26 protein-coding genes are annotated in these 26163 nt (G+C 30.4%); 2 read left to right on the top strand and 24 right to left on the bottom strand.

Translation table 11 applies throughout. The annotated features are described in order from the left end of the window. Nucleotides 1-102: 102 nt before the first annotated feature. The 3 genes from CLV91_RS13005 to CLV91_RS12995 all read right to left on the bottom strand — a co-directional run bounded on the left by CLV91_RS13005 (nt 103) and on the right by CLV91_RS12995 (nt 3708). A complete protein-coding gene (locus CLV91_RS13005; protein WP_121068662.1) occupies nt 103-2349 on the bottom strand; it encodes an efflux RND transporter permease subunit in 2247 nt (748 codons plus the stop codon). 67 nt (nt 2350-2416) lie between these two features. Further along, nucleotides 2417-3043 (bottom strand): hypothetical protein, encoded by a 627-nt coding sequence (locus CLV91_RS13000; RefSeq protein WP_121068661.1) that lies wholly within the window; start codon nt 3041-3043, stop codon nt 2417-2419. Nucleotides 3044-3132: 89 nt separating this feature from the next. Continuing rightward, the gene (locus CLV91_RS12995; RefSeq protein WP_121068660.1) at nt 3133-3708 is read right to left on the bottom strand and encodes a YdeI/OmpD-associated family protein; all 576 of its coding nucleotides are present in this window, start codon (nt 3706-3708) and stop codon (nt 3133-3135) included. Between the two features lie 112 nt (nt 3709-3820). On the opposite strand from CLV91_RS12995, the gene CLV91_RS12990 reads away from it, so the two are divergent. Continuing rightward, nucleotides 3821-7222 carry a ThuA domain-containing protein gene (locus tag CLV91_RS12990; protein WP_121068659.1) on the top strand — a complete coding sequence of 1134 codons (3402 nt, stop codon included), beginning with the start codon at nt 3821-3823 and terminating at the stop codon, nt 7220-7222. A gap of 174 nt (nt 7223-7396) precedes the next feature. Here the strand turns inward: CLV91_RS12990 and CLV91_RS12985 are convergent, their stop codons facing one another. The 7 genes from CLV91_RS12985 to CLV91_RS12955 form a co-directional block, all read right to left on the bottom strand. Beyond that, nucleotides 7397-7858, bottom strand: a complete 462-nt coding sequence (locus CLV91_RS12985; protein ID WP_121068870.1) for a GNAT family N-acetyltransferase — start codon at nt 7856-7858, stop codon at nt 7397-7399. Nucleotides 7859-8232: 374 nt separating this feature from the next. Further along, nucleotides 8233-8817, bottom strand: coding sequence for a methyltransferase family protein (locus tag CLV91_RS12980; protein ID WP_121068658.1), 585 nt, complete (start codon nt 8815-8817; stop codon nt 8233-8235). A 53-nt stretch (nt 8818-8870) separates the two neighbouring features. After that, nucleotides 8871-9287 carry a Fur family transcriptional regulator gene (locus CLV91_RS12975; RefSeq protein WP_121068657.1) on the bottom strand — a complete coding sequence of 139 codons (417 nt, stop codon included), beginning with the start codon at nt 9285-9287 and terminating at the stop codon, nt 8871-8873. Between the two features lie 2 nt (nt 9288-9289). After that, the gene (locus CLV91_RS12970) at nt 9290-11476 is read right to left on the bottom strand and encodes a TonB-dependent receptor (RefSeq protein WP_121068656.1); all 2187 of its coding nucleotides are present in this window, start codon (nt 11474-11476) and stop codon (nt 9290-9292) included. 51 nt (nt 11477-11527) lie between these two features. After that, nucleotides 11528-11845 (bottom strand): DUF6660 family protein, encoded by a 318-nt coding sequence (locus CLV91_RS12965; protein WP_121068655.1) that lies wholly within the window; start codon nt 11843-11845, stop codon nt 11528-11530. A 199-nt stretch (nt 11846-12044) separates the two neighbouring features. After that, nucleotides 12045-14237: a B12-binding domain-containing radical SAM protein gene (locus tag CLV91_RS12960; protein WP_121068654.1), complete on the bottom strand. Its 2193-nt coding sequence runs from the start codon at nt 14235-14237 to the stop codon at nt 12045-12047. 100 nt (nt 14238-14337) lie between these two features. Then, nucleotides 14338-15216, bottom strand: a complete 879-nt coding sequence (locus CLV91_RS12955) for a 3-keto-disaccharide hydrolase (protein ID WP_121068653.1) — start codon at nt 15214-15216, stop codon at nt 14338-14340. A 187-nt stretch (nt 15217-15403) separates the two neighbouring features. On the opposite strand from CLV91_RS12955, the gene meaB reads away from it, so the two are divergent. After that, nucleotides 15404-16408 carry a methylmalonyl Co-A mutase-associated GTPase MeaB gene (gene meaB / locus CLV91_RS12950; protein WP_121068652.1) on the top strand — a complete coding sequence of 335 codons (1005 nt, stop codon included), beginning with the start codon at nt 15404-15406 and terminating at the stop codon, nt 16406-16408. A gap of 1 nt (nt 16409) precedes the next feature. On the opposite strand, the gene CLV91_RS12945 is transcribed toward meaB, so the two are convergent. From CLV91_RS12945 to CLV91_RS12880, 14 genes are all read right to left on the bottom strand, one after another. Beyond that, the gene (locus CLV91_RS12945; protein WP_121068651.1) at nt 16410-17285 is read right to left on the bottom strand and encodes a sulfate/molybdate ABC transporter ATP-binding protein; all 876 of its coding nucleotides are present in this window, start codon (nt 17283-17285) and stop codon (nt 16410-16412) included. Next, nucleotides 17282-17953 (bottom strand): molybdate ABC transporter permease subunit, encoded by a 672-nt coding sequence (modB, locus tag CLV91_RS12940; RefSeq protein ID WP_121068650.1) that lies wholly within the window; start codon nt 17951-17953, stop codon nt 17282-17284. The genes CLV91_RS12945 and modB overlap by 4 nt, the downstream gene beginning before the upstream one ends. Continuing rightward, nucleotides 17950-18354, bottom strand: coding sequence for a TOBE domain-containing protein (locus tag CLV91_RS12935; RefSeq protein ID WP_121068648.1), 405 nt, complete (start codon nt 18352-18354; stop codon nt 17950-17952). The genes modB and CLV91_RS12935 overlap by 4 nt, the downstream gene beginning before the upstream one ends. Beyond that, nucleotides 18347-19123, bottom strand: a complete 777-nt coding sequence (gene modA / locus CLV91_RS12930) for a molybdate ABC transporter substrate-binding protein (RefSeq protein WP_121068646.1) — start codon at nt 19121-19123, stop codon at nt 18347-18349. The genes CLV91_RS12935 and modA overlap by 8 nt, the downstream gene beginning before the upstream one ends. A 21-nt stretch (nt 19124-19144) precedes the next feature. Further along, nucleotides 19145-19831 carry a 2'-5' RNA ligase family protein gene (locus CLV91_RS12925; protein ID WP_121068644.1) on the bottom strand — a complete coding sequence of 229 codons (687 nt, stop codon included), beginning with the start codon at nt 19829-19831 and terminating at the stop codon, nt 19145-19147. Nucleotides 19832-19837: 6 nt separating this feature from the next. Further along, nucleotides 19838-20458, bottom strand: coding sequence for a MarC family protein (locus tag CLV91_RS12920; RefSeq protein ID WP_121068642.1), 621 nt, complete (start codon nt 20456-20458; stop codon nt 19838-19840). Between the two features lie 184 nt (nt 20459-20642). Further along, nucleotides 20643-21311 carry a class I SAM-dependent methyltransferase gene (locus CLV91_RS12915; RefSeq protein WP_121068640.1) on the bottom strand — a complete coding sequence of 223 codons (669 nt, stop codon included), beginning with the start codon at nt 21309-21311 and terminating at the stop codon, nt 20643-20645. Nucleotides 21312-21318: 7 nt separating this feature from the next. Beyond that, nucleotides 21319-21783 carry a VOC family protein gene (locus CLV91_RS12910; protein WP_211333224.1) on the bottom strand — a complete coding sequence of 155 codons (465 nt, stop codon included), beginning with the start codon at nt 21781-21783 and terminating at the stop codon, nt 21319-21321. 63 nt (nt 21784-21846) lie between these two features. Continuing rightward, nucleotides 21847-22593 carry an AraC family transcriptional regulator gene (locus CLV91_RS12905; RefSeq protein ID WP_121068638.1) on the bottom strand — a complete coding sequence of 249 codons (747 nt, stop codon included), beginning with the start codon at nt 22591-22593 and terminating at the stop codon, nt 21847-21849. A 74-nt stretch (nt 22594-22667) separates the two neighbouring features. Continuing rightward, entirely contained in the window at nt 22668-23183 is a 516-nt protein-coding gene (locus CLV91_RS12900; RefSeq protein ID WP_121068636.1) for a cupin domain-containing protein, read from the bottom strand. Nucleotides 23184-23186: 3 nt separating this feature from the next. After that, a complete protein-coding gene (locus CLV91_RS12895; protein WP_121068634.1) occupies nt 23187-23798 on the bottom strand; it encodes an FMN-dependent NADH-azoreductase in 612 nt (203 codons plus the stop codon). Between the two features lie 58 nt (nt 23799-23856). Continuing rightward, nucleotides 23857-24687 carry a sigma-70 family RNA polymerase sigma factor gene (locus tag CLV91_RS12890; RefSeq protein WP_121068632.1) on the bottom strand — a complete coding sequence of 277 codons (831 nt, stop codon included), beginning with the start codon at nt 24685-24687 and terminating at the stop codon, nt 23857-23859. 114 nt (nt 24688-24801) lie between these two features. Continuing rightward, nucleotides 24802-25107: a hypothetical protein gene (locus tag CLV91_RS12885; RefSeq protein WP_121068630.1), complete on the bottom strand. Its 306-nt coding sequence runs from the start codon at nt 25105-25107 to the stop codon at nt 24802-24804. Between the two features lie 157 nt (nt 25108-25264). Continuing rightward, the gene (locus tag CLV91_RS12880) at nt 25265-25858 is read right to left on the bottom strand and encodes a Crp/Fnr family transcriptional regulator (protein ID WP_211333223.1); all 594 of its coding nucleotides are present in this window, start codon (nt 25856-25858) and stop codon (nt 25265-25267) included. Between the last annotated feature and the right edge of the window lie 305 nt (nt 25859-26163).

Below are 26163 nucleotides of genomic sequence, written 5' to 3'. Positions count from 1 at the left end.
AAGTACTATATTTTATAAGACTTTTCTTATTTTTAATAGTAGTTTTAAATATATATGAATAGATTAACATGTATATTTTATTATTATTAAAACTATTAGGATTTAATTCTTAATCCATTTTCTAATTAACACAGGAAGTAGTAATAAATCTAAAATTAGTGCCGTAAGCAACGTTGCACTTAGCAGAAGACCTATGGTAATGCTTGGTAAATGCACAGAAAAAACTAAAACCATAAACCCAAAAAATAGGAGTAGAGTAGTTATTACTAGAGCTCTACCTGTTTCTTTAAATGTTTTTTCTATAGCCTGTTCCTTATTTAGACCATTATGTCTGCTTAATTTATAGCGTCCTAAAAAATGAATGGTATCATCTACCGCTATGCCAAAAACAATTGCGAATATTATAGAAATAGTAGCCTCTAACGGTATTCCTAAGAACCCTAAAAGTGCACCAGCAAATAGTAGTGGTAATATATTTGGAATTAAAGAAATAAGTAGCAATTTTAAATCTTTAAACAGTATTACCATAATAATACCCACTAGTAGTAGGCCAATACCTAACCCTTGTAGTAAACTCTTTCTTATGTAAACCGAGTTTTTGTCTAGAAGCATGCCTTTTCCTGTGAGTCTAAATTTTACTAAAGAGGTATCTGTTTTTGTAGCTATAAAATTGTTTAAACTGTTATATACTTGTATAAGGCTATCGGTACCAATATCTAATACTTTGGCAGAAATACGGCCTTTAGTTTCGCTTTTGTTTACGAATTTTTGAAGCTGTTTACGAGCAATTTTTTTAATATCTTTTTTATAAGCCAGGTATGTTTTTTGGTCTTTAGGTAAGGAAAAAAATTCTTTTTTATTTAGATTATGAGCTTTGTTAATTCCTTTAAATAAAATATTTACAGAGGTTACTTCACCTATATCTTTAAAAGAATTTAATTGCGCTTCCATCTTATCTATTTCTTGTAGTACTTTAAAATCTGTTATTTTATTATTTCCCTTTGTAATTACTGCAACTTCTAGTGGTCTAAAACCAGAGTATTTTTCTTGGTAAAAAGAAAAATCATCGGCAAGTTTGCTATTTTTTGGAAAACTAGCTTGGAACTCATAGTTTGTATTTATGATAGATACGCCCCAAAAACAGATAATACCAAACAGAGACGCGCTATATAAAATAGTTTTTGGCTTTTTACGAGTAAACACATTAATTTTTTGCAAATAAAAACCCCATTGATCTGTAGAATTCTTTTTAGATAGTAAGTGCTTTTTATTAATGATTAAGAGTAGTGCGCTTGTAAAGAAAATAACGGTTATGTAGGCAACCATTACTCCAATAGCAGAGTTTAAACCAAAATCTTTAATAGGCATTAGTTTAGAGGTTACAAGCGATAAAAAACCAATGGCTGTGGTCACAGAAGTTAGTAATGTTGTAAGTCCTACTTCTTTTAGCGTAGTAATTATAGCAGTATTTTTCTCTATGTTTTGGTGTAATTTTTCTAGATAACTATCCATTATATGAATAACATCTGCAGAACCTACAATTAAAAGTAGAATTGGAAAAAAAGAGGATAATGTATTTAGTTCTTTCCCTAAGATAGATAGTAGTCCTAAAAATAAAAGAAGCGCCATTACTATAGAAGAAAAAGCAATAGCAACTACCGCTATTTTTCTGTAAACAATTAATAAAACTAGTAGTACTAATAAAGCAGATAGGGCACTTGTTACTAGTAATTCTCTTTTCTGCATGGCAACAAAGGCCTCATAAAAGTAAGCTCTCCCTAAAAAATGATATTCTTCTATATTGTTGTTTTTAAGAGATTTACGAACTTCTTCTAAAAACAATAAACAGTTCTCATAGTCTAAATTGTCTTCGGTTTCTATAGCAACTACTAAAGATGTTCCTTTAGTGTCTATAAGACTATTGGTGAAAATACTATCGGTTTGTATTTTTTTCCAATCTTTAGCATATTTTGTACTATCCTTAATATGTATTACGGGTATTTTTGTATATCCAAAAGAAGTTTTTAAGGGATAGAATAATGTAGTTAAAGAAGAACTATTTTTGGTATAGCTAAACTTCTCAGCATCTAATGAAAATTGATGAAAACGTTCTAAGAATTCTTTTTTAAATACAGTGTCATCATTCTCCACTGCAATTAGTAAAAAATTGTCATCGGTACCAAACTCTTCCATAAATTCCTGATAGAATAATAAATCTGGATCTCCTATGGGAAAAAACTGGTCAAAATCAAACGTAAACTTAAGGTTGCCAAGTAAAAAGGCTGAAATTGCCGCTAAAGCAATAAATACAGTAACAATACTTTTTTTTGCAGCAATTAAGGTATGCATAGTTTCTAATTACAACAAAAGGCTACTTTAGTAAAGCAGCCTTTTGTTTATAGGATAAATAATTTATTTATTTTTTTTCTAAAAGAACTTGCGCTTGTACAGCAACATCGTTCCAAGTTTTGCTAACACCATCTGCACCTGTATGTAAAATTTCACAAGCTTTGTTAATAGAAGCAACGGCATCTAATGCATTCCAGTTTTCTAAATTCATTACTCCTTTAAAAGTATATAAGTTACCTGCATTTTCATAGGTTAAAGGAATGCTAGCTGTTTCTCCATTTAATGTAACCGCTATAGCACAAGTATTATCTGTAGAAGCTTTGAATTCTCCAGAAATAAGTTCTGTATCTTTCATTACTCCAAAAAAGAATTCTAATAATTTAGGGTCTCTTGTTCCAGAAGCATCATTGGTAAATAAACTACTTACGGGAATGCTAAATTTAGTGCCATTTAAGGCTTCTAATGCAGTTTCACCAGTGGTAGCATTAGTTATGTTAATAGTAGTAAATTTGCCACCTACAGGCTTTTTTTCTGTTGTCTTATATGCTGTAAAACTTACTTTAGTAGAATCTGTTACCAAGCTATATTGGTCTACTTGGGCTTCTTCAGTTTGTTCTTTTTCTTTCTTAGCATCTTTGCAACTAAATCCTGCAAATACCAATAAACTTAATGTAATAAGAGCTATTTTTTTCATGGTCCTAATTTTGACCATAAAAATACATATTATTTGTGCACTTAACAATAAGAGAACAGCTATTCTCTAAGATAAAGTTGAAAAAAAAGTCACCTATTTTCTCTAGATTTTATATTGTTCTCACAAAGATTAATAATTTCAGCTATTCTTTTAAGTCTAGTAGTTTCTCTTTTTGCTTGATGTAGCCAGTATAAATAGTTTTTTCTATAACTTTTACTAAAAGCGGTGTAGTTTTTAAAAGCAATTTCATTTTGGTTAAAAGCAATGCGTAAATCTTTAGGGATAATTCCGTTTTCCACATTATCTAAAACATTCCAGGATCCATCTTTTTTAGCTTGTTTAATTTTTACTAAGCCACTATCATGCATTAACTCATTTTTAATAAGCAATTTTATATAGGTTTTATTAAGTTTACTCCAGACACTTTTTTGTTTTCTAGGGGAAAAATATTGCTGTCTTTTGCCGTCACCAAGACTCTTTACGGTACTATCTATCCAACCATAACATAAAGCCACTTTTACAGCTTCTTCCCAGCGCATGCTTTCCATAGTATGGTCTACTTTATAAAAAATTAAATAAACGCCTTCTGTTCTTGTGTGATTTTGTTGGAGCCAGTTACGCCATTCCACATCATTTTTAAAATAAAGAATTATTTTCTCGGACATAATTTTTCGCGATTGTAGTAGTTTTTCGTAAAAAATCACGTAAATGCACCTTTTTATACGCTATGTTTAAAGTATTAGATTTATTTTGAGTGATTCAATAATTTATTAAGATATGAAAAAAATAGTATTTACCTTTTTTATGGTTTTAGGGCTTTTAATAACTTCTTGTTCTAAGAAACGAGAAGGGGCGCCAAAAATTTTAGTTTTTTCTAAAACAATGGGGTTTAAGCATGCTTCTATACCAGCAGGAGCTGCGGCACTTCAAAAATTAGGATTAGAAAATGGTATTGAGGTAGATACTACAAAAAATGCAGAATTATTTACCGAAGAAAATTTAAAGCAATATGCAGCTGTTGTATTTTTAAGTACAACTGGCAATGTTTTAGACCATTACCAAGAAGCAGCTTTTGAAAGGTATATACAAGCTGGTGGCGGGTATGTAGGTATACATGCAGCAACAGATACGGAGTATGATTGGGGTTGGTATAATAAATTAGCTGGGGCTTATTTTCATAGTCACCCAAAAGGAACTCCAGAAGCAGATTTTATAATAAAAGACCCAAATTTTATAGCAACAAGTTTTTTTACAGATTCTATATGGCATAGAAAAGATGAGCTATATAATTATAGAAAAATTAATCCTGATGTTAATGTTATTTTAACTGTAGATGAAAGCACGTATGAAGGAGGAATAAACGGAAAGAATCACCCAATGGCATGGTACCATGAGTATGATGGTGGTAGAGCTTTTTACACAGCAGGTGGGCATACCAACGAAAGTTTTGAAGAAGAAATGTTTTTAAAACATGTTTTAGGAGGTATACAATATGCAATAGGAGATAATGAAGTTTTAGATTATAGTAAAGTAACTAGCCAAATCCCGCCAGAGATAAACCGTTTTTCTAAAGAAACCTTAAGTTTAGGAAAGTTTTTTGAGCCTACTGAGATGACAATTCTTCCTAATAATGATGTTTTAATTGCACAACGTAGAGGAGAAATAATGCTTTTTAAAGAAGAAACAAAAGAGCTTAAACAAGTAGCTTTCTTAGATGTTTATTACAAAGCATTACACACACCTGGTGTAAATGCCGAAGAAGGAGTTATGGGGTTACAAAAAGATCCCGATTTTGCTACCAATAATTGGGTGTATGTTTTTTATAGTCCTACAGGAGATAAATGGATTAACCGTTTGTCTAGATTTAAATTTAAGGATGATGTCTTTGATTTAGAGTCCGAACAAGTTATTCTAGATGTAGATAGCCAAAGAGAAATATGCTGTCATACGGGAGGTTCTATAACATTTGGGCCAGATAAGCTATTGTATTTATCAACCGGAGATAATTCTACCCCTTTTAATGAAAAAGGAGTAAAATATACTAATAATGGTTTTGCGCCTTTAAATAATATAGAAGGTAAACAACAGTATGATGCTCGCCGTTCTTCTGGTAATACAAATGACCTTAGAGGAAAAATTTTAAGAATAAAGGTAAAAGAAGATGGTAGTTACTCTATTCCGGAGGGAAATTTATTTGCCGAAGGAACCGCTAAAACAAGACCAGAGATTTATACTATGGGGCATAGAAACCCTTATAGAATATCTGTAGACCAAAAAAGAAAATATTTATATTGGGGAGAAGTAGGACCAGATGCAGGAAAAAATCAGTTTGCAACCAGAGGTCCGCGAGGATATGATGAAGTAAACCAAGCAAAAAAAGCAGGTAATTTTGGATGGCCATTTTTTGTAGCAGATAATCAAGCGTATAGAGAATATGATTATACTACGGGAGAATCTGGAAATTTCTTTGATACTAAAAAGCCTATAAACAATTCTATAAATAATACTGGTTTAAAAGAGTTGCCAGAAGCAATGCCAGCTTTTGTATACTATCCTTATGTAGAATCTAATGATTTTCCGCAGGTTGGCAGCGGCGGACGTAATGCTATGGCAGGACCTACCTATTACTCTGATATGTATGAAGGGGAAAACGAACTTCCAAGCTACTATGATGGTAAAGTAATAATTTACGATTGGATGCGTGGATGGATGAAAGCAGTTACCTTATTTGATAACGGAGATTTTAATAAAATGGAGCCTTTTGCTTCTGATGTGGAAGTTAATAGCTTAATAGATATGGAAGTAGGACCAAACGGAAGACTGTATTTATTGGAGTACGGTAGTGGATGGTTTTCTCAAAATAAAAATTCTTCTTTAGGATATATAAATTATAATGGAGGAAACAGACCGCCATTAGTAGAAGGCTTACACATAGATAAAACATCTGGAAAAACACCATTGCAAATAACAGCTACGGTAGATGCGAAAGATTTAGAAAAAGATGCCTTAACCTATTTATGGACTTTTGGAGACGGAAAAACAAAAGAAACAAAAGACCCTGAGGTTACGTATATCTATCCTAATGTTGGCGATTATAAAATTTCTGTACAAGTAAAAGACACTAAGGATGAAACTACAAATAGTGAAGAAATTACTATAGTAGCAGGAAACACAAGACCAGAAGTTACGATAGATTTATTGGATAGCAATTCTACTTTTTATACACCAGGAAAAAAAGTGGCATATAATGTTACAGTGACCGATGCGGATGGGAATGAAGATATAAATCCAGATAACATATTTGTTTCTGTAGACTATTTAGAAGGTTTAGATAAGGTAGCAATGTCCTTAGGGCACCAGCAAGTATCTGCTGCAGTTACAGGAAAAGCGTTAACGCAGTCTATGGATTGTAAAGCTTGCCATAAAGAGGCAGAAGCTTCTATAGGACCAATGTATATAGATGTTGCCAAGAAGTATAAGGATAATAAAAATGCAATGACATATTTACAAGGAAAAATGAAAAGTGGTGGTACCGGAGTTTGGGGAGAAGTAACCATGCCTGCACATCCTAATATTACTAGTGATGAAACTAGCCAAATAGCACAATACATTTTATCCTTAGCTAATGATGCTGTAAAAAAACAGTCCTTACCGTCAAAAGGAGTAATAAAAGCAGAAAATAGAAAACCAGGAAACATGCTAGTTTTAACCGCTAGTTATACCGATGCTGGTAAAAATGGAGCAATACCTTTAACAGGAACAAAGACTATAGTATTAGAAAATAATAATAAGTTAGTACAAAAGTCTTTTGTGAAGAAAGATTATAGAGATGTAAAATTTAAAGGGGATGAAGGAATAAGATTAGAAAAAAATGAAGGTTGGTTTATGTTAGAAAATATAGACCTAAAAAACATAAAAAATATAGTAATATCTACTGCTTGGAGAGCAATACCAAAGAATGCGTATACTTTTGAAGTTCATGCAAATGAACCAGACGGAGAACTATTGGGTGAAGCGGTAATGGCACAACCTAATAAAGCACAATCTTATGGCAGTGTTCCTATTCCTTTAACTAAGAAAAGTGAAGTTATAAAAAAGCTATATATAGTTTGCAAAAGAAAAACTAATGGAAATAAAGCAGATGGTTTTATGGCAACTATGGGGGTAACTTTTAATTAAGAAAAAAATAAATTTTGCTTAGTACAACTCAGAGAATCGGTACATTTCTAAATCTGTACTAAGCAAAATATTTTATCATTTTTTCTTTTTAACACCGACTTATTCTTTTGGTGGCTTACTGATTTTATCTAGCTCTTTTGATATAGCAATTGCCTCTTTAACTACTTCATCTGGTTAACCTTTTTTTGGGCTTTTATTATATACCTTCGGGTTATGCTTTTCCATATAAAATTCTGGATTAGGTATTCCTGTAAATCCAAACTTTTTATAAAGCCACTCAGCTGTATCAGTTAATAAAATCCAGCGTCTTAATCCTTGAAGATTAGGGTGTTCCATTATTTCATTTATCAGCCATTTACTTAATCCTTTTCCCCTATATTCCTTTAGAACATAAACATCTCCTAAATATGCAATAGTAGAATAGTCTGAAATTATTCTAGCAAAGCCAATTTGTTTGCTTTTGTAATAAAGCCCAAAATTCAAAGAATTTTCAATTGATGTTTTTAAAGTGTTGATTGGAATTCCGTTAGCCCAATCAGTTTCTTTTGTAAGGAATTTGTGAATGCTCAAAATATCTAATTTATCCTTGTCAGTTGAAATGGTATAATCATTTCTATGTGTTTCTCTAATTTTCAATTTAGTTTTCTTTATTAATGTCAATGGCTCCTTATATGAAAAGTAGTGCTAAAAATATGCGTTAACTTTTCGAAATAACACCATCCGATTTTTTAAATTTTTACGATTTATTATTACTTTTTAAATATACCAAATTAAAAAAATTTGGCGTACTTTGTAGATAGACAAAAACCTTTGGAAAATCCAATGACAGCTATGTGTTATGTACGTTCTTATACATAGTGCTTTTCACGTTCAACTTGGTTTTCCGATGTTTGTTATTTAGTTCCAAAGTGAGCGTTGGCAAGACATACTCTTTTACAGTTTTGGCGAAGCTTGGATGATGCGACTGTAAATGTGTATGGCTTTAAGCGTTGGCAATTTTACGTTAATTATTAAATCCATCGTCTTACTTTTTTTGCGTATTCTTTATATTCATTTCCGAATTCAAGTTTTAAAAATTCTTCTTCTAATCGAATTTGTGTATTTACGCTTAAAGTAGATAATGAAATTATTAGTAATGTAAATGCATTAGGAATTACAAGGGACAACCCGATATTCGTAATCATTATTCCTAAAAATATAGGATTTCTTGAAATTGAAAATACTCCTTTTGTTACCAATTTGGTTTTGTTGTTTTCATCAATTCCTATTCTCCAAGAATTTGCCATTTGGCTTTGAGAAAACCAAACAAAAATCAGTGATACCAACAAAAGTACCCAACCAATTTTCTGTAAAGTTTGATTTTCCAAATACCAAAAAGGAAGTAAATATTCATACCATTCTTCTTTAAAAGCATAAATTCCTACAACAATTAGCTCAAGAACTGTGATAAATGTAAAAACCTTACCATTATAGTCGTGTGCATTATCTGTTTTTTCAAATGTGAATGGATTTATTCCAGTTTTTTTCCAAAGTAATACAGACCTTAAAACAAAGACCAATAAAAAATACAATATGAGATAAGCGAATAATAACATAGTTTCTAATTTTATGTAAAAATGCTATAATAACCAATGCAATGGAAGTGCATTTATTGTCCGCTACATTTATCGCAAATTCCTTTTACAACCAAGTTTACGTTTTCTGAAACAAATCCATCAGGCACTTTTATTTGAGGAATTTTATGTTCTGTTAAACAAATGGTTTCGTTACAGTTATTACAATGAAAATGTAAATGCAAATCGGTTTCAATCTCACAATTACAACCTTTTTCACACAAAGCATATTTCGTAATTCCTGTGCCATCGCCTATTTGATGCACAATATCTTTTTCTTCAAATGTTTTAATAGTTCTGTATAATGTTGTCCTATCTGCTTTCTCAAAAGCATTTTCTATATCGCTTAATGTAACTGCAACTTGTTTTTCGGCAAGGAATTTATAAATTAATAAACGCATTGCAGTTACTCTAATATCTTTTGATTCTAAAAATTCTTCAATTATTTTCATAATTAATCGTGGTCTTTGTTTCCAAATGGTTTAATAATAATTCCAACGCTAAAAATAAAACCATCAGTTGGCGCATAGATTTCGGGAAATTCTGGATTTTCGTGTGGTGGTAAAACCAAAGGTGAAAACCTACTTTGTCTTCTGTCTGTGAAATTTTCAAAATTCACGAATGCACTACCAAATTTAAAGTTTCTCATTAAAAGTAAACCCATCGTTACAAAATCTGTTGTTTCTGTTCCGTTTGATAAAAATTGTTTCCCAGTATAAAACGTTTCATAACCTATTCGCCATTTATCAGATTCGTACATTAAAACACTCCCTGCATTATGTTTTGCAGTTAATGGTTTTTGTGGATTTCCAGCTAAATAGTTCAGTTTTGTATCTATAAAAGCGTAATTTAAAAACCATCTAAAATCTTTATAAGTAAACTTTATATTGGTTTCTGCTCCTTTACTCAAAATTTCGTCAGTTGCATTTTCAAACTCAAAAAATCCGTTGTTTGTGCTATTTAACAACAATCCGTTGTTTATAGCAGTAACGTAAAAAAGTTGATTAATAGAAAAACTTATGGTTTCAAATAAACGTGTTTGATAATTGAAATCTAAATTTACACCATAAGAACGTTCTGCTTTTAATGAAGATTTATCAATGCCGAGTACATTTTCAAAATTGATAAATTCAGCCTCTTCTGTAAATATATCTGGAATTTTATAGCCTAAACCACCACCAATTCTACTCGAAAATCCGCTATCATTTTTATAAAGTACAGAAATTTTTGGAAGCGGAAAAAAGCCAAAATCAGTATTGTAATCTGCTCGCAATCCAGTTTCTAAAATCCAATTTTCGGAAAGGTCATAAATATTGTTAGCAAACATTCCGTAAGTGATGTCTTTTTGGTCACGTTGTAATGTCGCATTATCATTTTCATTAAAGTTTGAAGTATATAAATTTGCTCCAAAAATCCAATCTGTTTTTAAGTTTTCTCTTTGATATGTAACTTCGGTAAATGTGTTGGTTTGCTTACCATCAAAACTAAAATCTGGTATCGTTAAATTTCTATCAAAAAATGACACGCTATTTTTAATGTTGAAAGAACTTATAGAATCTATTTGAGTCTTGTAAACTGCTTGACTACTTAATCTTTTTGAAATGTTCTCCTCTGTGTATTGATGAATTCCGTTTTCGCCACTTTCTATTTTTGTAATATCTCCACCAATTCTATTGTCATACGTTCCATTTAAACCAAACCAAAATGTTGTTTTGTTTGATGGATAATAAAAGAATTTTGGGTTGAATGAAATAGAAGTAGTTTTTGGCAAATTACTAAAACCATCATCTTCTGGGTCAAACGCTTTTTGGTAATGTCCAGAACCGTAAAGCGAAATACCAAATTTTTCATTCCGTTTGCTGTAAAATATATTTGCAGTACTTCCCAATGCTTGTGTTTGCGTAAGCATAATGTCTAAAGCTGGTTCTTCGTCTGGTGTTTTTGACACCATATTTATTAAACCTGCAATTGCTCCACCACCATAAAGTGTAGATGAACTTCCTTTTATGATTTCAAATTGTTGTAAGTCTAAAGGCGGAATTTGTAAAATACTCAAACCACTTGAAAAGCCTCCATAAAGTGGAAATCCATCTCTCAAAAGTTGTGTATAACGACCATCAAGACCTTGAATTCTAATGTTTGTACTTCCACTACTTAAAGATGTTTGTTGCATTTGAATTCCTGTACTTTCACGAAGCACCATAGAAATATTCGTTGGATTCATTATCGCTTTTTCTCCCAATTCCTCAACTCCAATAAATTCTATTCTTGTTGGGATTTTCTTTACGGTTCTTGTACTTCTTGAAGATTGGATAACAACTTCATCCAATTCATTTCCACCCGATTCAAGTTTGAACGAAAAGATTTTTTTTGTACCAATTTCAATAGTGGTTTCAATAGTTTTAAAACCAACGTATGAAATTTTTAGAGTCTGATTTCCGTTTGGAATTTCAGTAAAAGTTGCAATTCCGTCAAAATCGGTTACTGCTCCTTTTTCTAATTCTTCAAAATAGACTGTTGCACCTAATAATGGCTCGTTTTCGGTTTCTGAAACTACTTTTATTTGTATGTCAGATGTTTGTGCTTTGGCAAAAAAGCACATTATAATTGCGAGCATTACGCTCAATATGTATTTATTCATTGAAAAGGTAAAAATTAATTAACTAAATTTTTTTGACTTTTTGTCGATAATTTAGCTAATCAATTGTGGCGGTTGCCAGATATTGGAATGAAAATTAAATCTGTAGATTGATTGATAATCAGATATTATTTCTGTAGAAATTTGATTATTTACACCTAATTCAAAAGTTTGAATTGGTTGATATGTAATTGCGATTCCACAACAATTACAAATACAAGTTATAGGACAAGTATCATCACTATCATTTTGATGATTATGTTCAGCAGTTATTTCTTCTTGGTGTTGGTCTTCGGCATTATTTCCGTCAGAACAAGGTTTGATTGACAAACCAAGAATTAATAATGATAGTATGATAGTTATAAATTTCATTGGCACAAAGATAAATAAATTTCAATGCAATGGTGTTGCAAAGTCTATTCTTATTTTGTTTTGTGTTCCGTTTTTGAGCTGTTTGTGCGGTTGGCTTTTTTTAGTTCAAATGTTACTGTTCAAAACAATTTTCCGTATTACTCATAACACCCCTATAAACAGATAATTTTAACTACATGCCATTTAAAATAGAATACTACTAAAGTAATAATAAACCTTTATCTCTTAATGTTTTTATTGGCTTAGATGACCAAAACAGTTCAAAATCGGTAAAAGTAGATTCATAATTAGTTTTTAATTCTTTAAAAGAAATAATCTTATTAGTACTAGGGCTTAAGTTTTTAAATTGCTTAGCAAGCCAATCTCCTTCTTGTTTATTTAGGGTTATGGCAAAAGATTCGTCGTGGTTATGGAAATTTAGTGTAGCTAATTCCCAACTTTGCCCCCTTTTTGTTTTAGCGCTATATTCTATGGTGGGCGAGTTTCCTAACCAACATATTTTGTGTTGTGGTTTTGGAATCCTTGGTAGCTCATTTTCTATGCAATTATAAATAAAATCGGGGTGTACTGTGGTGCTTGGTATTTTAAAATTGAACCAATCTTGCAGGGCTAGCTCAAAACTAACCCCATGCATATAATTGAATAAAGATTTTTTTAATCCGTAGCTAAATTTAGAATGATCTATTCCGGTATGGTCTGTAAAATCTATATCGTTATTCGCAAACGTAATAGCGTTATATTTTGGAGTAATTGCATAATCTTTAGGGTTTATGCCTACAGGACTATGCGCTGTTAATGCAAACTGATGCCAAAACCCAGATTGTAGAACGCCTATTTCAAAAAGTTGGCGTACCATTTCTAAACTATCTATAGTTTCTTGTACGGTTTGTGTTGGGTAACCATACATTAAGTAGGAGTGTACCATAATATTGGCTTCAGTAAAATAACGTGTTACTCTTGCCACTTGTTCTACAGTTACCCCTTTGTCTATTAATTGTAATAAACGGTCCGATGCTACTTCTAATCCGCCAGAAACAGCAATACAGCCAGATGCTTGTAATAAGAGGCATAAATCTTTAGTAAAATTTTTCTCAAAACGTATATTTGTCCACCAAGTAACGGTTAGTTCTCTTTTTAGTATTTCTAAAGCAAGACTTTTCATTAAAGAAGGTGGTGCAGCTTCATCTACAAAATGAAAACCTGTTTCTCCAGTTTGTGCTATAATTTCTTCCATACGATCTACTAAAATTGTAGCCGTAATAGGTTCGTAAAGCTTTATGTAGTCTAAGGATATATCGCAGAAAGTACATTTTCCCCAATAACAGCCATGTGCCATGGTAAGTTTGTTCCATCGGCCATCGCTCCAAAGGCTATGCATTGGGTTTGCAATTTCTATTACAGAAACGTATTGGTCTAATAGTAAATTAGAATAGTCTGGAGTTCCTAATTGGTTTTGTTTGTAGTCTTGTTTTTTTGTGTTGTTTTTGTAGGTTACCGTATTATTTTCTAATAGAAAAGTACGCTTGTATTCTCCTTTAGTGATATCTGTATTATTTAGATTATGGTAAAGTAACTCTATTGGTAACTCGCCATCATCTAAGGTTATATAATCAAAGAATTCAAAAACACGAACATCGGTAAGTTGCCTTAATTCGGTATTAGGGAAACCACCTCCCATAGCAATTTTTATAGTAGGGAAATGTGTTTTTATATATTGAGAGCAACGAAAAGCACTATATAAATTTCCAGGAAAAGGAACGGAAAAACATACCAATTTTGGGTTTGTTTTTTGTAATAAATCTTCCAGGAGATCTAAAGTAATACTATCTATAAAGGTTATATCTTGCTGTAATTCATTATATATTTCGTTAAAATCGTTAGCACTACGGCCAAGGCGTTCTGCGTATCTACTAAATCCAAAATTAGCATCTATACATTCAATTATAAAGTCTGATAAATCTTCTAAAAATAAAGTGCATAAATGTTTTGCTTTGTCTTGTAGGCCCATAGAACCAAAAGCCCAATCTAAGTCGTCTAATTGTTGAAACCTAGATGCTCTTGGAAGAAACCCTTGTGTACATACCTGTCTTGCAAAAGTTTGATTTTTTCCTTGTAGAAAAAGAATTACATCTTCAATATTTTTTAGGTAAGATACTCTTAAGGCATATATACGTTCTGCATTTTCAGAAACTATTGTCTTATTATCCTGCACTGTAGTAAAAACTAGTTGTAAATATTCTTTTGAAAAAAGTTTAAGAATAACCTCTATTCCTAAATCGGATTGGTAGGCATTAATGTTTTTGGTGTTTAAAAAACCTTTTAAATAAGCCGTTGCAGGGTAGGGAGTATTTAGTTGCGTAAAAGGAGGGGTAATAAGTAATACGTTTTCCAAAGGACCTATTTAATTAAGCAATTAATGTAAGGTGCAAAGGTAATAGAAAATAAGAGGTAATATAAAAGAGGAGCAAAGGAGCTCCTCTTTTATATTGTAATTATAATTGTGCTGCTATTTTCTTAGGTAGTTTAGTAATACTTCTAATTTTTATGTTTTTGTAGAACACTTCAGCAGCTTCTGACTGAAACTGAATTTTTCCTTTTGTTAAAGGTGTAGCATTCCCTTCTTTGTCATACTCTAAGGAGTTTTCAAGAACCATAACAACCTTACCATTTACAATATGGTATGCTTTGTTGCCAAGACAAATTAACTCTAATTTATTCCACTCTCCATGAGGTTTTTCAAAATTATCTATTCTTCTGCATCGACCATTAGCACCAGTTTTAAAAGTTCTTAATTCTCCTTTAGGGTCATAAAACCAAAATTCTTTACCATTTTCTTCGCGCTTGGTAGCTTTAATATCCATACTAACACCTGCTAATGGGAAAAAATCTCCAGAGTCTGTTTCTTGTACTTGCATTTCTGGAGCTTTCATCCAAACATTCCAGAATTGACCATGAGGTTCTTGTGCATGGTATAAAACGCCACTATCTCTTTTATCTTTTAAACGTGGTTCCCATTGTTTTGTTCCCCATTTTATGTTAAAAGTAAGGTGGTAATTTTCGTATTCTTTTTTAGTACTTAATCCTCCATATATTTCGCCAGAAACATTTAATACAGGAATATCTTTTTTTGTTTTAGTAACCGTAAAAACATGTAAAGGGTCTTTATTTAAACCTACAGGTGTACCATGCATACCGTCTCCTTTTTCATACCCTTCTAAATCTACTGTTGTATGTGGTACCCCTATAAAAACATCCCATTTAGTAAGGTCTTTGTCTAATAAATGCTCCCAATCTTTCTGTTTTTTTTGCGCATTGCTTATAAAACTTATGGTAAGTAATAAAGTGAATAAAAAAAGGAATTTGGTTTTCATATTTTATATTTTAATGTAAGATTTTAAGTGTATTTAAATATATAAATTTTAAGAAGGAAACTTATAATTTTGAGTTTTAAAAAATATAACATTTAGGTTTATTAACATATCATATGGTCTTATCTAATGACAAAGTAATATAATAACCAATTGTTATTGCTTATTTTTATTCTATAGAATAAAAAGTATGGGGAATTTTAAATTGAAGAATAGATTAACACCCGAAGCTTATATAGAAGGTGTTTTAGCAGGAGATCGTGTTATTTTATCAAGAGCAATTACAATAATAGAAAGTAATTTAGAGAGCGATAAAAGCATTGCAAGAGCTATAATACAAGCTATTTTGCCAAAATCAGGGAATTCTATTCGTATTGGAATTACAGGAGTTCCAGGAGTGGGTAAGAGTACTTTTATAGAAACCTTTGGAAAGCATTTAGTGGCAGAGGGGAATAAAGTTGCCATATTATCTATAGACCCAAGTAGCCAACGCTCTAGAGGAAGTATTCTTGGTGATAAAACAAGAATGGAAGAGCTTGCAAATTTAAAGGAAGCCTATATTAGACCATCTGCATCTGGTGCAACTTTAGGAGGTGTAGCTAATAAAACTGGAGAAACTATGTTGCTTTGCGAGGCAGCTGGTTATAATGTTATTTTAATTGAAACTGTAGGAGTAGGGCAATCGGAAACTGCTGTACATGGAATGACCGATTTTTTTCTTTTGTTAATGTTGGCTGGTGCAGGAGATGAGTTACAAGGAATAAAAAAAGGGATTATGGAAATGGCAGATATGGTAGTTATAAATAAAGCCGATGGCGATAATGTTGCTTTAAGTAAAATAGCAAAAAGACAGTACCAAAATGCATTGCATATTTTTCCGATGCCAAATTCTGGATGGAGTCCTATTGTTAGTACTGCATCATCTATAAAAAATATAGGAATAAATACAGTTTGGGAGAGAATTCAGGAATTTAAAAAATTAGTAGATACTAACGGTTATTTTGTAAAGAATAGAAAAGAGCAACAAATACAGTGGATGTATACAACTATAAATGAAGAATTAAAACAGCTATTCTATGGTTCTGATAAAATTGCTAATCAGATAAAAGAATTAGAAACGGCTATTTTAAATTCAAAAATATCTCCTGTAAATGCAGCACAGCGTATAGTAGAGGAATATAAAAAAGGATTTTAGGTTATTCTATTTTGTAAATAATAGGATTAAAGGCTTTTGAAGCTACAATAACGTTATCTCCTGGATTTAGGTTTTTTACCTCGGATTCTTGCGCTATTATTTTTACTACATCATTAAAAATAAGAACACTAACAACATATACAATTTCTTCTTTTTCAATTTTTAATACTTCACCCTTAAATTTAAACTTACCACTGAGTTTTTTATTAATAAATATTTCAGTTGGCGTTCCCATTTTTTCAATTACACCATTTTTAAGAACAAAAACCCAATCGGACAGTTTATGAATCTCGCCAATATCATGACTAATTAAAATAGTGGTTAAATTGTATTTTTTATGAACTTTTAATAAGTAATCCTGTAGCTTTAGTCTAATTTTTATATCTAAGGCCGATAAAGGCTCGTCTAATAATAATATTTCTGGTTTTTGTACTAATGCTCTTGCAAGGGCAACACGCTGTTTTTGTCCGCCAGAAAGGGTTTCCGGTTTCCGGTCTTTTAAAGAACCTAATTCCATGATTTCTAATACTTCCGAAATAATATCTTTTGATTGGTTTTTTACCAATGCATATTCTAAATTTTGTAAAACAGTCATATGCGGAAACAAAGCATAATCTTGAAAAACATATCCTATATTTCTTTTTTGTGGAGCGCTATTTATTTTAGTATCACTATTAAACCAAGATTTATTCCCAACAGTAATATTTCCTTTGTCTGCCTTTAATAAACCCGAAAGAATTTTAAGGGTTGATGTTTTTCCAGCTCCAGATTCTCCATATAGCGTTACTAATTGCCCTTTCTTAATTTTTATATCTACATTAAGAAGCATATCTCCTTGTGCTGCTTTTAGTTTTTTTTCAATGTTTATATGTATCATTTCCAAAAACGTTTTAAATAGCCACCATTAATTAAGTAAACCAATAATAGAATAGAAAAGGTTACACCAAATAGGACTAAAGAGTAAAAGTTAGCAGCACCGTAATTTAAAGCTTCTACTTCATCATAAATAGCTATAGATGCTACTTTTGTGCTTCCGGGTATACTACCACCAATCATTAAAACAACACCAAATTCGCCTACAGTATGTGCAAAAGCGAGTATAATTCCTGTTAGTAAAGAAGGTTTTATATTAGGAAGTAAAATATTAATTAAAGTATTAAATTTAGATTTTCCCATGACGTAAGAAGCATCTTTTAGAGTTGAAGAAATACTAGAAAAACCAGATTGTATGGGATGTACCATAAATGGTAAACTGTAAATAATAGAGGCTATTACTAATCCTGTAAAAGAAAAAACAAGTTTAATTCCTAAAAAAGAATCTAACCAATTTCCAAAACTATTATTGGGACTAAAAGCTATTAAAAAATAAAACCCTAAAACAGTTGGCGGTAATACTAAAGGCATACTAACTAAAGTCTCTATCACAGGTTTTATTCTGGATTTAGAAAAAGCCAGCCAATAGGCCAAAGGAATAGCCACAACGAATAACAAAATTGTTGTTACCAATGCTAATTTAAATGTTAGTAGTAGCGGTTCCCAAGTCATACTTCAGAAAGCATTATTTCATTTAGTTTAACCATTATGGTTACGTTTAAACCTTCTTTAAGTTGTAATTGTTGCATAGCTTCTGTACTTAGTGTAGCAGAGACTTCTTCAAGAGTGGTATTTACAACTACATTGCTTAATAAAGTACCTTTTTTTATTTGAGTAACAGTACCAGAAATTCTATTTTGAATACTTAAATTAGCGGTGTCTCCTGTCCCTAAAATTACTTCCGTTTCTTTAAATAACAATGTAATTTTTTCACCAACTTTTAGGTAAGGAGCAGTGTCTGGCGTTTCTATAACAATAACTTTCCATACAAGGTTTTCCTGTATTGTAACAGATACAATAGACATGGTTCCGCTTACTTGAACCTTACTTATATGTCCTTTAAAGTTATTCATTTATCGAATATCCGTATTTCTTTACTATTTCTTGCCCTTCTTTAGAAAAAAGGTACTCATAAAAAGCAGTTGCATTTTTATTTTTAACAATATTTTGATTTATAATAATAACACCTTGTGCAATAGGGGAGTAGGCCGTAGAATCTAAAGCAACCCATTTACCAATTTTTTTTATTTTTTCATCTAAAACAACAGACATAGCAGTAAAACCAATAGATGCAGATTTTGATAGAATAAATTGATTGGTCTGAGAAATACTTTCTCCATAGACTAACTTAGATGCTATACTATCATATAAATTATAATGTTCTAAAACTTCTATAGCTGCTGTTCCATAAGGAGCTGTTTTAGGATTGGCTATTGCAATATGCTTTATTTTAGAATTTGTTAAAAGAGAAGTTGATGGCGTTATACTATCTATTGCAGACCAAAGAACAAGTTTGCCATACCCATATATTTTAGGGCTAGTAAGCCCTAATTTTTGGCTATATATTTCTCTGGGATACTTCATGTTGGCAGACACAAATACATTATAAGGAGCACCTTCTTTAATTTGAGCAGTTAATTTACCTGATGAGCTAACAACTATCTTACAGTTTATTCCAGTTTTTTTAGAAAATGAACTAGAAATTTCAGTAATAGCAGGTTGCATATTTGCTGCAGTAGCTATTATAATTCCATTACTAGATGTATTAGAATTACAAGAAGAAATTAAAATAAACAATAACCCACTTTTAAAAAGAATACAAATGTTTTTTATAGATAACATAAGATTTTTTAGTACTAATTTTTAGTAAAGCGGAAAGGTATAAAGTTTTTGAACCTTTTTATCTCTTTGGTACCAATCATTATACACAAGTTCTAAAGTGTTTACCGTAAAGCTTCCAAAAGTATGCTCTTTATATTCCTCTAATAAACTAATGTAGGTATTCGTATTTAGTAATGGTTTTCGTATTCTAAAAATAGTAGAATGAGCAGTTTGTATAGCATACCGTTTATCTATAGATTGTTCTAAATTACTGGTATTAAAATTTAACCGTAAAGATTCTCTTAAAGATGCTAAAGAATTATCTTCTATAAAACCTTGAACCATTATACAGGATGGGGAAGCAGTTAAACCTTTAAAATGAATTGTAAATTTTTGAGAGTTAGCAGCAATACTTTGCAAAACAATTTTTTTATAGTTTTCCGTGTCTATTTTAGATAAATTAAAACCAGAATAACAAGAAATTATAGACATTATAGTAATATGTAAATCTGTATTTGGGTAAAAATATTGATTAGGTTCTAGTGTTCTAAGTTTTGTTAAAAATTCTTGGATTTTATTTTTAACAGGGGTGTCTGGTCTTGTTAAAAGTGTTATACCGTATCTAGAATCTAAAGGAGAATCTATTAAATTGTCTATTTGGTATTTGTTAGCTTTTGTTTTTTCTATCGCGTCACAGTATAGTTTATTATAATGTTCTTTTAAATTCATTACTATTTACTTTATTAAGTCAAAAGATAACTTAATCCCTTGTATAATCATACCTGTTCCAATAATTGCAATAATTAATCCCATTATTTTTCCTATTACAGAAATAACATTATTACCCACTATTCTAACTATTAAATCACTTAATCTAAAAGTAATGTATGTTAGCAAACTCATTGAACCAAAAATAAGAATGACTAGGATAATATGAATAGTTTCTACGTTAGCAACAAAATTCATAGCGGTAACAATAGTACCTGGTCCTGCTAAAATGGGTATAGCTAAAGGAGAAACAGCAATGTTTTCATCAACATGAACATTGTCAAGAGTTTTTACATTAGATTGTTTGGATTGAAGCATATCAAAACCTATAAAAAAGATTAAAATACCTCCAGTAATTTTAAAAGCAGGAATACTAATATTAAATAATTCGAATATATATTTTCCTAAAAGCACAAAAACTGCAACAATAATAAACGCTATAATATTTGATCGTCTATTTATATCATGTTTAGTTTTTTTATCTGCACCTTGGGTTAAAGATAAAAATACTGTCATGTTAGATATAGGATTTGTTATAGCAAAAAAGGCAGTAAATACAGTTACAGAGAATGTAATTAAATTATCCATTAATTAATTTTTAGTAAAAAAGAAATTGAATTTATTATATATTTTTATTAGTATGTTATTAGTTTAATAAAATACTTGCCACCTTTCTTATATGCTAAATTAAACATTTTCTTATAGAGGCTTTTTGTTTAATAACAAGCCATTTTTTTTTAAAAAATAATAATTGATGTAGTATTAGGTTCTACTACATATAATCATAGGGGTTTGTTTTCTTTTGTAATATAAAATATTGCGATAATAAATTATGTGTTTTCCCATTAAACTTAATAGGAGGCTCTATTTGTTCTGTTTTCTTAATTATTTTAAAATTAGAGTGCATAATTAAAGACTCTAAATCTTTGGTCTTATATTCTTTAAATCCATACTCTGTAAAATTAAGTGTTTGCCCTTCTATATATGGTCTATAAGCAATAATAAAAACACCATTATTAGCTAGTACTCTATATACTTCTTTTAATGCTAGAGCAGGGTTTTTCCAAAAGTAAATGGTATTAATAGTACATATTTTATTAAAAGTATCTTCCCAAAAAGGCATTTGTTCTATATCTGCAACAATTAAATCTAAAAAAGAACTTTTAATAATTTCAGAATTATTTTTTTTTGCTTCAATTATCATAGTTCTAGAAAGATCTATACCTGTATAAGAAATTTTATTTCCAGAATTAAGAATATCTTTTATAAACTTTCCATTACCAAGACCAATTTCTAAAACACTTTCAGTATCTCTTATTTTTAACAATTCATAAGTTGTTTTACTTATAAATTCATTCATGGTATTCATGCCTAAAGCAACATCAATTCCAAATTTCCCTGAAGGATTGGCTAACTGTTTTGCAATCTCTTCAAATTTCATTTTAGACCTACTCAATAGTTTCAGAAAAAGTTAAAATAAATCCATTTTTATCCATTATAGCAAATTCATTTGTACCGTAAAAGGTTTTGTTTATGGGTTTTATGATGTTAGTCTTTTTTATAATTTGATTATAATAACTATTTATATCTTTTATTCTAATGTAAAAAGTTAATGCGCCTCCAACTTTTAATGGTTCTATTTCTTTATACTCAGTTTTTAATGATTTTTCCTCTTGGAACATCATTCCTACATTATCTAACATTACATAGCCCCATTCGTATTTACCAGATTCTGGGTTTGTATCTATCAATTTAAATCCTAAATTGTTTGTATAATAATCCAATGTTGCGTTTACGTCTTTAACCATTATGTTTGGTGTAAGAGATTCTAATTTTGTCATATTGTTGGTTTTAGTTTGAGAATAAGATGTAATAGAGAAACTAACAAGAACTGCCATTAAAAAATATTTCATAACTGTTTTTATGGCAAATGTAAAAGTTAAGAAAGGGGTGTGTTTTGTAAAAAAACGACAAAGTTATAGTTGGGAAGGATTTAGTCCAGACATTTTATTTATCTCTTTGGCAAGATGCGAATGGTCAAAATACCCGTTGTCAAAGGCTATGTTTAGTAAACTCAATTTCGGATTTTCCAGAATGTTTTTTTTGGCTTTGTTAAAGCGAATTATAGAATGATACTCTTTCATAGTTACCCCAACTATCGTTTTAAAACGTCTTTCCAATTGTCTTAAACTTATGTAATGATTTTTAGCTATTTTACTCAAGTCTAACTCTCTATAATTGGACTGAATAGATTTGCAAACTGAATGTTCTAATTTTTTTTCGTCTAAATTTGACCAATTTATTTCAGTGGTTAAAAAACTATTGATTAATTGTACTTTTTCTAAATGATTATTTTTTTCAATAAGCTCATTTAAAAGTGATTTGTTAAGCTGAGGAAAAAGGTTTGAGGCATTTATAGTTGTATTTTTTATCTCTGAAAGCGGAATACTCGAGATAGCGTTGAACTGACCTGTTTTAAATCGAACCCCTAAAGTCTCTGAATTTTCTCTAGACACTACTTTTTTAAACTTTGTCATCATACCAGAAACTCTAATTTCATTTCCAGAGTTCAGGTGCATTTGTTTGTCAAGGTCAAAAATGATGTCGACATATCCATCTGGTAGAATTCTAGATTCTATTTTATTTCCATTATTTGTTGCTATCCAAATAGAATCAACAATTGAATTTAAATTTTTAGATGGTATGTATTCTTTATAACTCAACACTTCAAAGTTATAACTAAAATATAAAAAGCAACTTTAGCAATTTGTAAAAGTTGCTTTATTATTAAAATGATTTATTTTCGTATGGGTATCATATTAGAGGTATCTATAGGAAAACTATCATATTTGTTATAAAGTTTCAAGTATTTTTCAGAATCTACAGGAACCTCTTTTAGTGTTTCGTATAAACCTTTAAAAAAGCCTTCACGCTTTTGAGATGGGTTAAAAATCAAGGTCAATTTTACAGTTTTATCAGTGTCATTTTTAAAACCATGTGGCGTAAATCTTGGAACATAAGCCACTGTTCCTGGCTTGGCTTTATATTCTTTGTTTCCAACTTGCATGGTTAGTTGTCCTTCATTTACAATGAAAGTTTCATCCATAAATCTGTGATAATGTAATTTTGCGCCAATAGCCATTGGAGGAAGAGAAATTTCATACACACCTAATTGGTCATTAGACATCTCGCTAGTAACCTTAAAAGTTATAGAAATAGTAGTTAACTCTAATTTTTCACCTTCATTTGGGTTGATTATTGATGCATTACTTTCTAATTTATCTACAAAATAATTTTCTTTACTAGGTTTCATTGTTTATTTTTTTAATGATTGGTTTATTTCTTTATGTAGAGCAAGTTTATTTTTTTCTACTATTTTACTTTCACTTGTTCCCTCTAATGAAAATATTTCTTGAGTTTTTATTCCCATGTGCCCTAAAATGGCTTTTAGATATGATTCTTGAAAATCAAATTTCTCCATTGATGTGCCTTTGTAAACACCACCTTTCGCTGTAATTATAAAAGCTTTCTTGTTTTCTAAAAGTCCATTATATCCGTTTTCATAAATATCGAAAGTATGTCCTATTCTCACTACTTGGTCAAAATAAGCCTTGAGATTGGAAGGGATATTTAAATTGTATAATGGGCTGCTAATCAACACTTCATGAGCAGACTTTAACTCTGAAATTAATTCATCAGACAGTGCAGTAGCTTCTTTGATTTCTGAAGTTGCGAATTGAATTGGCGTATAGAAACCTTCAATGGTGTTGTTTTGAATGTGTGGTAATGGTTGTTTTACTAAATCTCTTCGAATAACCATTCCATCAGGATTTTCTGCTATCCATTTTCCTTCAAAAAAATCTGCCAATTCCCTTGAATGTGAGCCAATAATTCTAGAGCTACAATCTATTCGTAATAATGTTTTCATCTATTGATATTTTATGATCAATAGAATGACAAAATGGAACGAAAAAACGTGACAAAGTTTATATAGAAAGTGATTTTAACTTATCTGGATCCACTATGGAATAAATGCCATTAATCTTTGTGTTTTTAAATTCAAAAACTTGGCAATTGTATAAGACTCCATTTTTATAAAATAAAATTGCAGGCTGATGATTTATGTAGCTAAATTTAGTTTTTAAGCCAGTTAAAAATGCTCGGTAAACATACAATAATAATTTAGATGTATTTGTTATTCCTGTTGTTTGTTCTTTAACAACTTTGATGTTTTTTCCTCCATCGGCAGCCAATAATATGTCTTTAGATAATAGTTTTTCTATAGTAGTGATGTCTCCATTTTGTATGGCCTCAATATATGGTTTCAACAGTATAGTTTCATTTTTCTGAATTTTATTGTTAATTGTTTTGTAGTTATTTAGTTTGATTTTAGCTCTACTTAAAATCTTTCGGGAGTTTTCTATAGTAAAATCGATAGTTTCAGCAATTTCTTTGTGCGAATAGTCAAAAGCCTCCTTTAGAATAAAAACAGCTCGTTCTTTTGGCGTTAATTTTTCAAGAAGTGTGAGCATTGAATACGATAAAATTTCTTCATTATTGATTTTATCGTCGGCATTTTCAGTAGAAATAGGTTCTGGTAGCCATATTGTATTCGTTGTTGTTTTGTCTTTCTTCTTTTTTACATTAATCGATTGATTGATTACAGATTTAATTAAATAGCCAATTTCATTTTCAATATGTTTTTTGTCAATTAATAGATATTTCATTAAAATATCTTGAATAGTATCCTTAGCATCTTCAGATGAGCCAAGAATGTTATAGGCGTATGGAAATAATATGTCGCTATAGTTTTTCAATGCGAAGAATTATGATTTATAACTAAGACAATTCAATTTAAGAAAACGTGACATTTTAATTTATTAAAATGTCACGTTTTTTAAGGAAAGTTTTTTTGGTAATGATTATTGAGTTTAATTATTGAAGTCATAAGCTTCAAGAACCTCATAGTTTTCCATTGTTAAACTGGTTGTATCAGTCAATCTTGCAAACTTCATAGCGTCTTCGTTTTCCATAAATGTTTTCTGAACTTTCTCAACGTCTTCTTTACTTTTCCAAACAAAGATATCCATGTAACCGTCTTCAGTTTTTAAAAATTGTCTACTAATTAGACCTTTGCATTTAGAGCAATAGTCTTTGTTAAATGCCTTTGAAGCTAATAAAAGTTCTTCGTGAGTTACATTTTTTGCTGTTTTGTAAGTTGTAATTTCTACTATCATTTTTGATTTTCTTGTTTTAATTGTACAGGAGCTAATAAATATAAAAAGGATTATTATAGTTAATCTAGAGCTATTCATTTAGCCTTTTAATTAAGAATTATTAATGACAAAATTACTTATGCATTTTTGTTTAGAACAATAAGATAGTTTAAGAAAATTACCTTTTAAGAACTGTTTTTTTTCGAATAGTACTTAAGAATTCAGGAGTAACACCAATATATGAAGCAATTTGAACACTTGAGACACGGTTGGATATACTTGGGTATCTTTCAAGAAAGTAGCAGTATCTTTCATAAGCAGTTGAACTTATATGTTGTAGAACCCTCTTTTGTTGTTCAATAAAAGCATTTTCTGTAATAATTCTCATATTCCTATCAAAAAGGGGAGAGTTATCATATAATTTAAAAAGGTCTTCTTTCTTTATTTGTAGAACAATAGAAGGCTCTATAGACTCAATGTAAAGTTCACTAGGAACATTATTATATAAACTACTAAAATCTGTTACCCATTTACTTTCGGAGGTAAACTGAAGGTTGTGTTGGTTCCCTTTTTTATCAATGTGATAAGTCTTTAAGATTCCTTTTACCACAAAAGTTAAGTGATTACAATTCTCTCCTTCTTTTAAGATATTTTCTTTTCTCTTAAGTTTTCTTTCAGTTACACAGTCATCTAATATTTTGACTGCTGAATTTTCAACAGCCCAATAATTATCAAAATAATTTAATAAAGGTTGTATTTTAGAAGAGTCCAATTTTTTTTTATAGTTTTTTCAGCAGGAGAGTTTGTCTTGTTTTTCCATAGATTGCTAAAAATGTTTGTTTTTTTAGTCAACCTATTTCAGGACGGGTCAAAATTGTGCCTAACGTGTTTGTATAAGATTAGTTGTGTGCTTAAGTAACTAATTTAGCAAATAAAAACCGAATAGAATATTCCGCAGGAATATTCGTAAGTAAGCTAGAACTAGCAATGAATTATACACGTCTTAAGTTTGATTCTCATTAAATTGTTGATATAACTAGAAAGAACAAAAGAGAGAATTAAGGTTACTATACACGG

Source organism: Maribacter vaceletii (assembly GCF_003634105.1).
Taxonomy (GTDB): domain Bacteria; phylum Bacteroidota; class Bacteroidia; order Flavobacteriales; family Flavobacteriaceae; genus Maribacter_B; species Maribacter_B vaceletii.
Note: the sequence above shows the minus strand (reverse complement) of the source record. Positions and strands in the feature narration are given on the sequence as shown.

Bases quoted from the DNA above. Each gene is read 5' to 3' on its own strand.
- CLV91_RS12920 (WP_121068642.1), bottom strand. From the start codon at position 20,458: ATGGATAATTTAATTACATTCTCTGTAACTGTATTTACTGCCTTTTTT.
- CLV91_RS12925 (WP_121068644.1), bottom strand. From the start codon at position 19,831: ATGAATTTAAAAGAACATTATAATAAACTATACTGTGACGCGATAGAA.
- modB (WP_121068650.1), bottom strand. From the start codon at position 17,953: ATGACTTGGGAACCGCTACTACTAACATTTAAATTAGCATTGGTAACA.
- CLV91_RS12915 (WP_121068640.1), bottom strand. From the start codon at position 21,311: ATGAAATTTGAAGAGATTGCAAAACAGTTAGCCAATCCTTCAGGGAAA.
- CLV91_RS13005 (WP_121068662.1), bottom strand. From the start codon at position 2,349: ATGCATACCTTAATTGCTGCAAAAAAAAGTATTGTTACTGTATTTATT.
- CLV91_RS12900 (WP_121068636.1), bottom strand. From the start codon at position 23,183: ATGAAACCTAGTAAAGAAAATTATTTTGTAGATAAATTAGAAAGTAAT.
- CLV91_RS12980 (WP_121068658.1), bottom strand. From the start codon at position 8,817: ATGTTATTATTCGCTTATCTCATATTGTATTTTTTATTGGTCTTTGTT.
- CLV91_RS12990 (WP_121068659.1), top strand. From the start codon at position 3,821: ATGAAAAAAATAGTATTTACCTTTTTTATGGTTTTAGGGCTTTTAATA.
- CLV91_RS12995 (WP_121068660.1), bottom strand. From the start codon at position 3,708: ATGTCCGAGAAAATAATTCTTTATTTTAAAAATGATGTGGAATGGCGT.
- CLV91_RS12935 (WP_121068648.1), bottom strand. From the start codon at position 18,354: ATGAATAACTTTAAAGGACATATAAGTAAGGTTCAAGTAAGCGGAACC.
- CLV91_RS12945 (WP_121068651.1), bottom strand. From the start codon at position 17,285: ATGATACATATAAACATTGAAAAAAAACTAAAAGCAGCACAAGGAGAT.
- CLV91_RS12910 (WP_211333224.1), bottom strand. From the start codon at position 21,783: ATGAAATATTTTTTAATGGCAGTTCTTGTTAGTTTCTCTATTACATCT.
- CLV91_RS12965 (WP_121068655.1), bottom strand. From the start codon at position 11,845: ATGAAATTTATAACTATCATACTATCATTATTAATTCTTGGTTTGTCA.
- CLV91_RS13000 (WP_121068661.1), bottom strand. From the start codon at position 3,043: ATGAAAAAAATAGCTCTTATTACATTAAGTTTATTGGTATTTGCAGGA.
- CLV91_RS12970 (WP_121068656.1), bottom strand. From the start codon at position 11,476: ATGAATAAATACATATTGAGCGTAATGCTCGCAATTATAATGTGCTTT.
- CLV91_RS12975 (WP_121068657.1), bottom strand. From the start codon at position 9,287: ATGAAAATAATTGAAGAATTTTTAGAATCAAAAGATATTAGAGTAACT.
- CLV91_RS12955 (WP_121068653.1), bottom strand. From the start codon at position 15,216: ATGAAAACCAAATTCCTTTTTTTATTCACTTTATTACTTACCATAAGT.
- CLV91_RS12885 (WP_121068630.1), bottom strand. From the start codon at position 25,107: ATGATAGTAGAAATTACAACTTACAAAACAGCAAAAAATGTAACTCAC.
- modA (WP_121068646.1), bottom strand. From the start codon at position 19,123: ATGTTATCTATAAAAAACATTTGTATTCTTTTTAAAAGTGGGTTATTG.
- CLV91_RS12895 (WP_121068634.1), bottom strand. From the start codon at position 23,798: ATGAAAACATTATTACGAATAGATTGTAGCTCTAGAATTATTGGCTCA.
- meaB (WP_121068652.1), top strand. From the start codon at position 15,404: ATGGGGAATTTTAAATTGAAGAATAGATTAACACCCGAAGCTTATATA.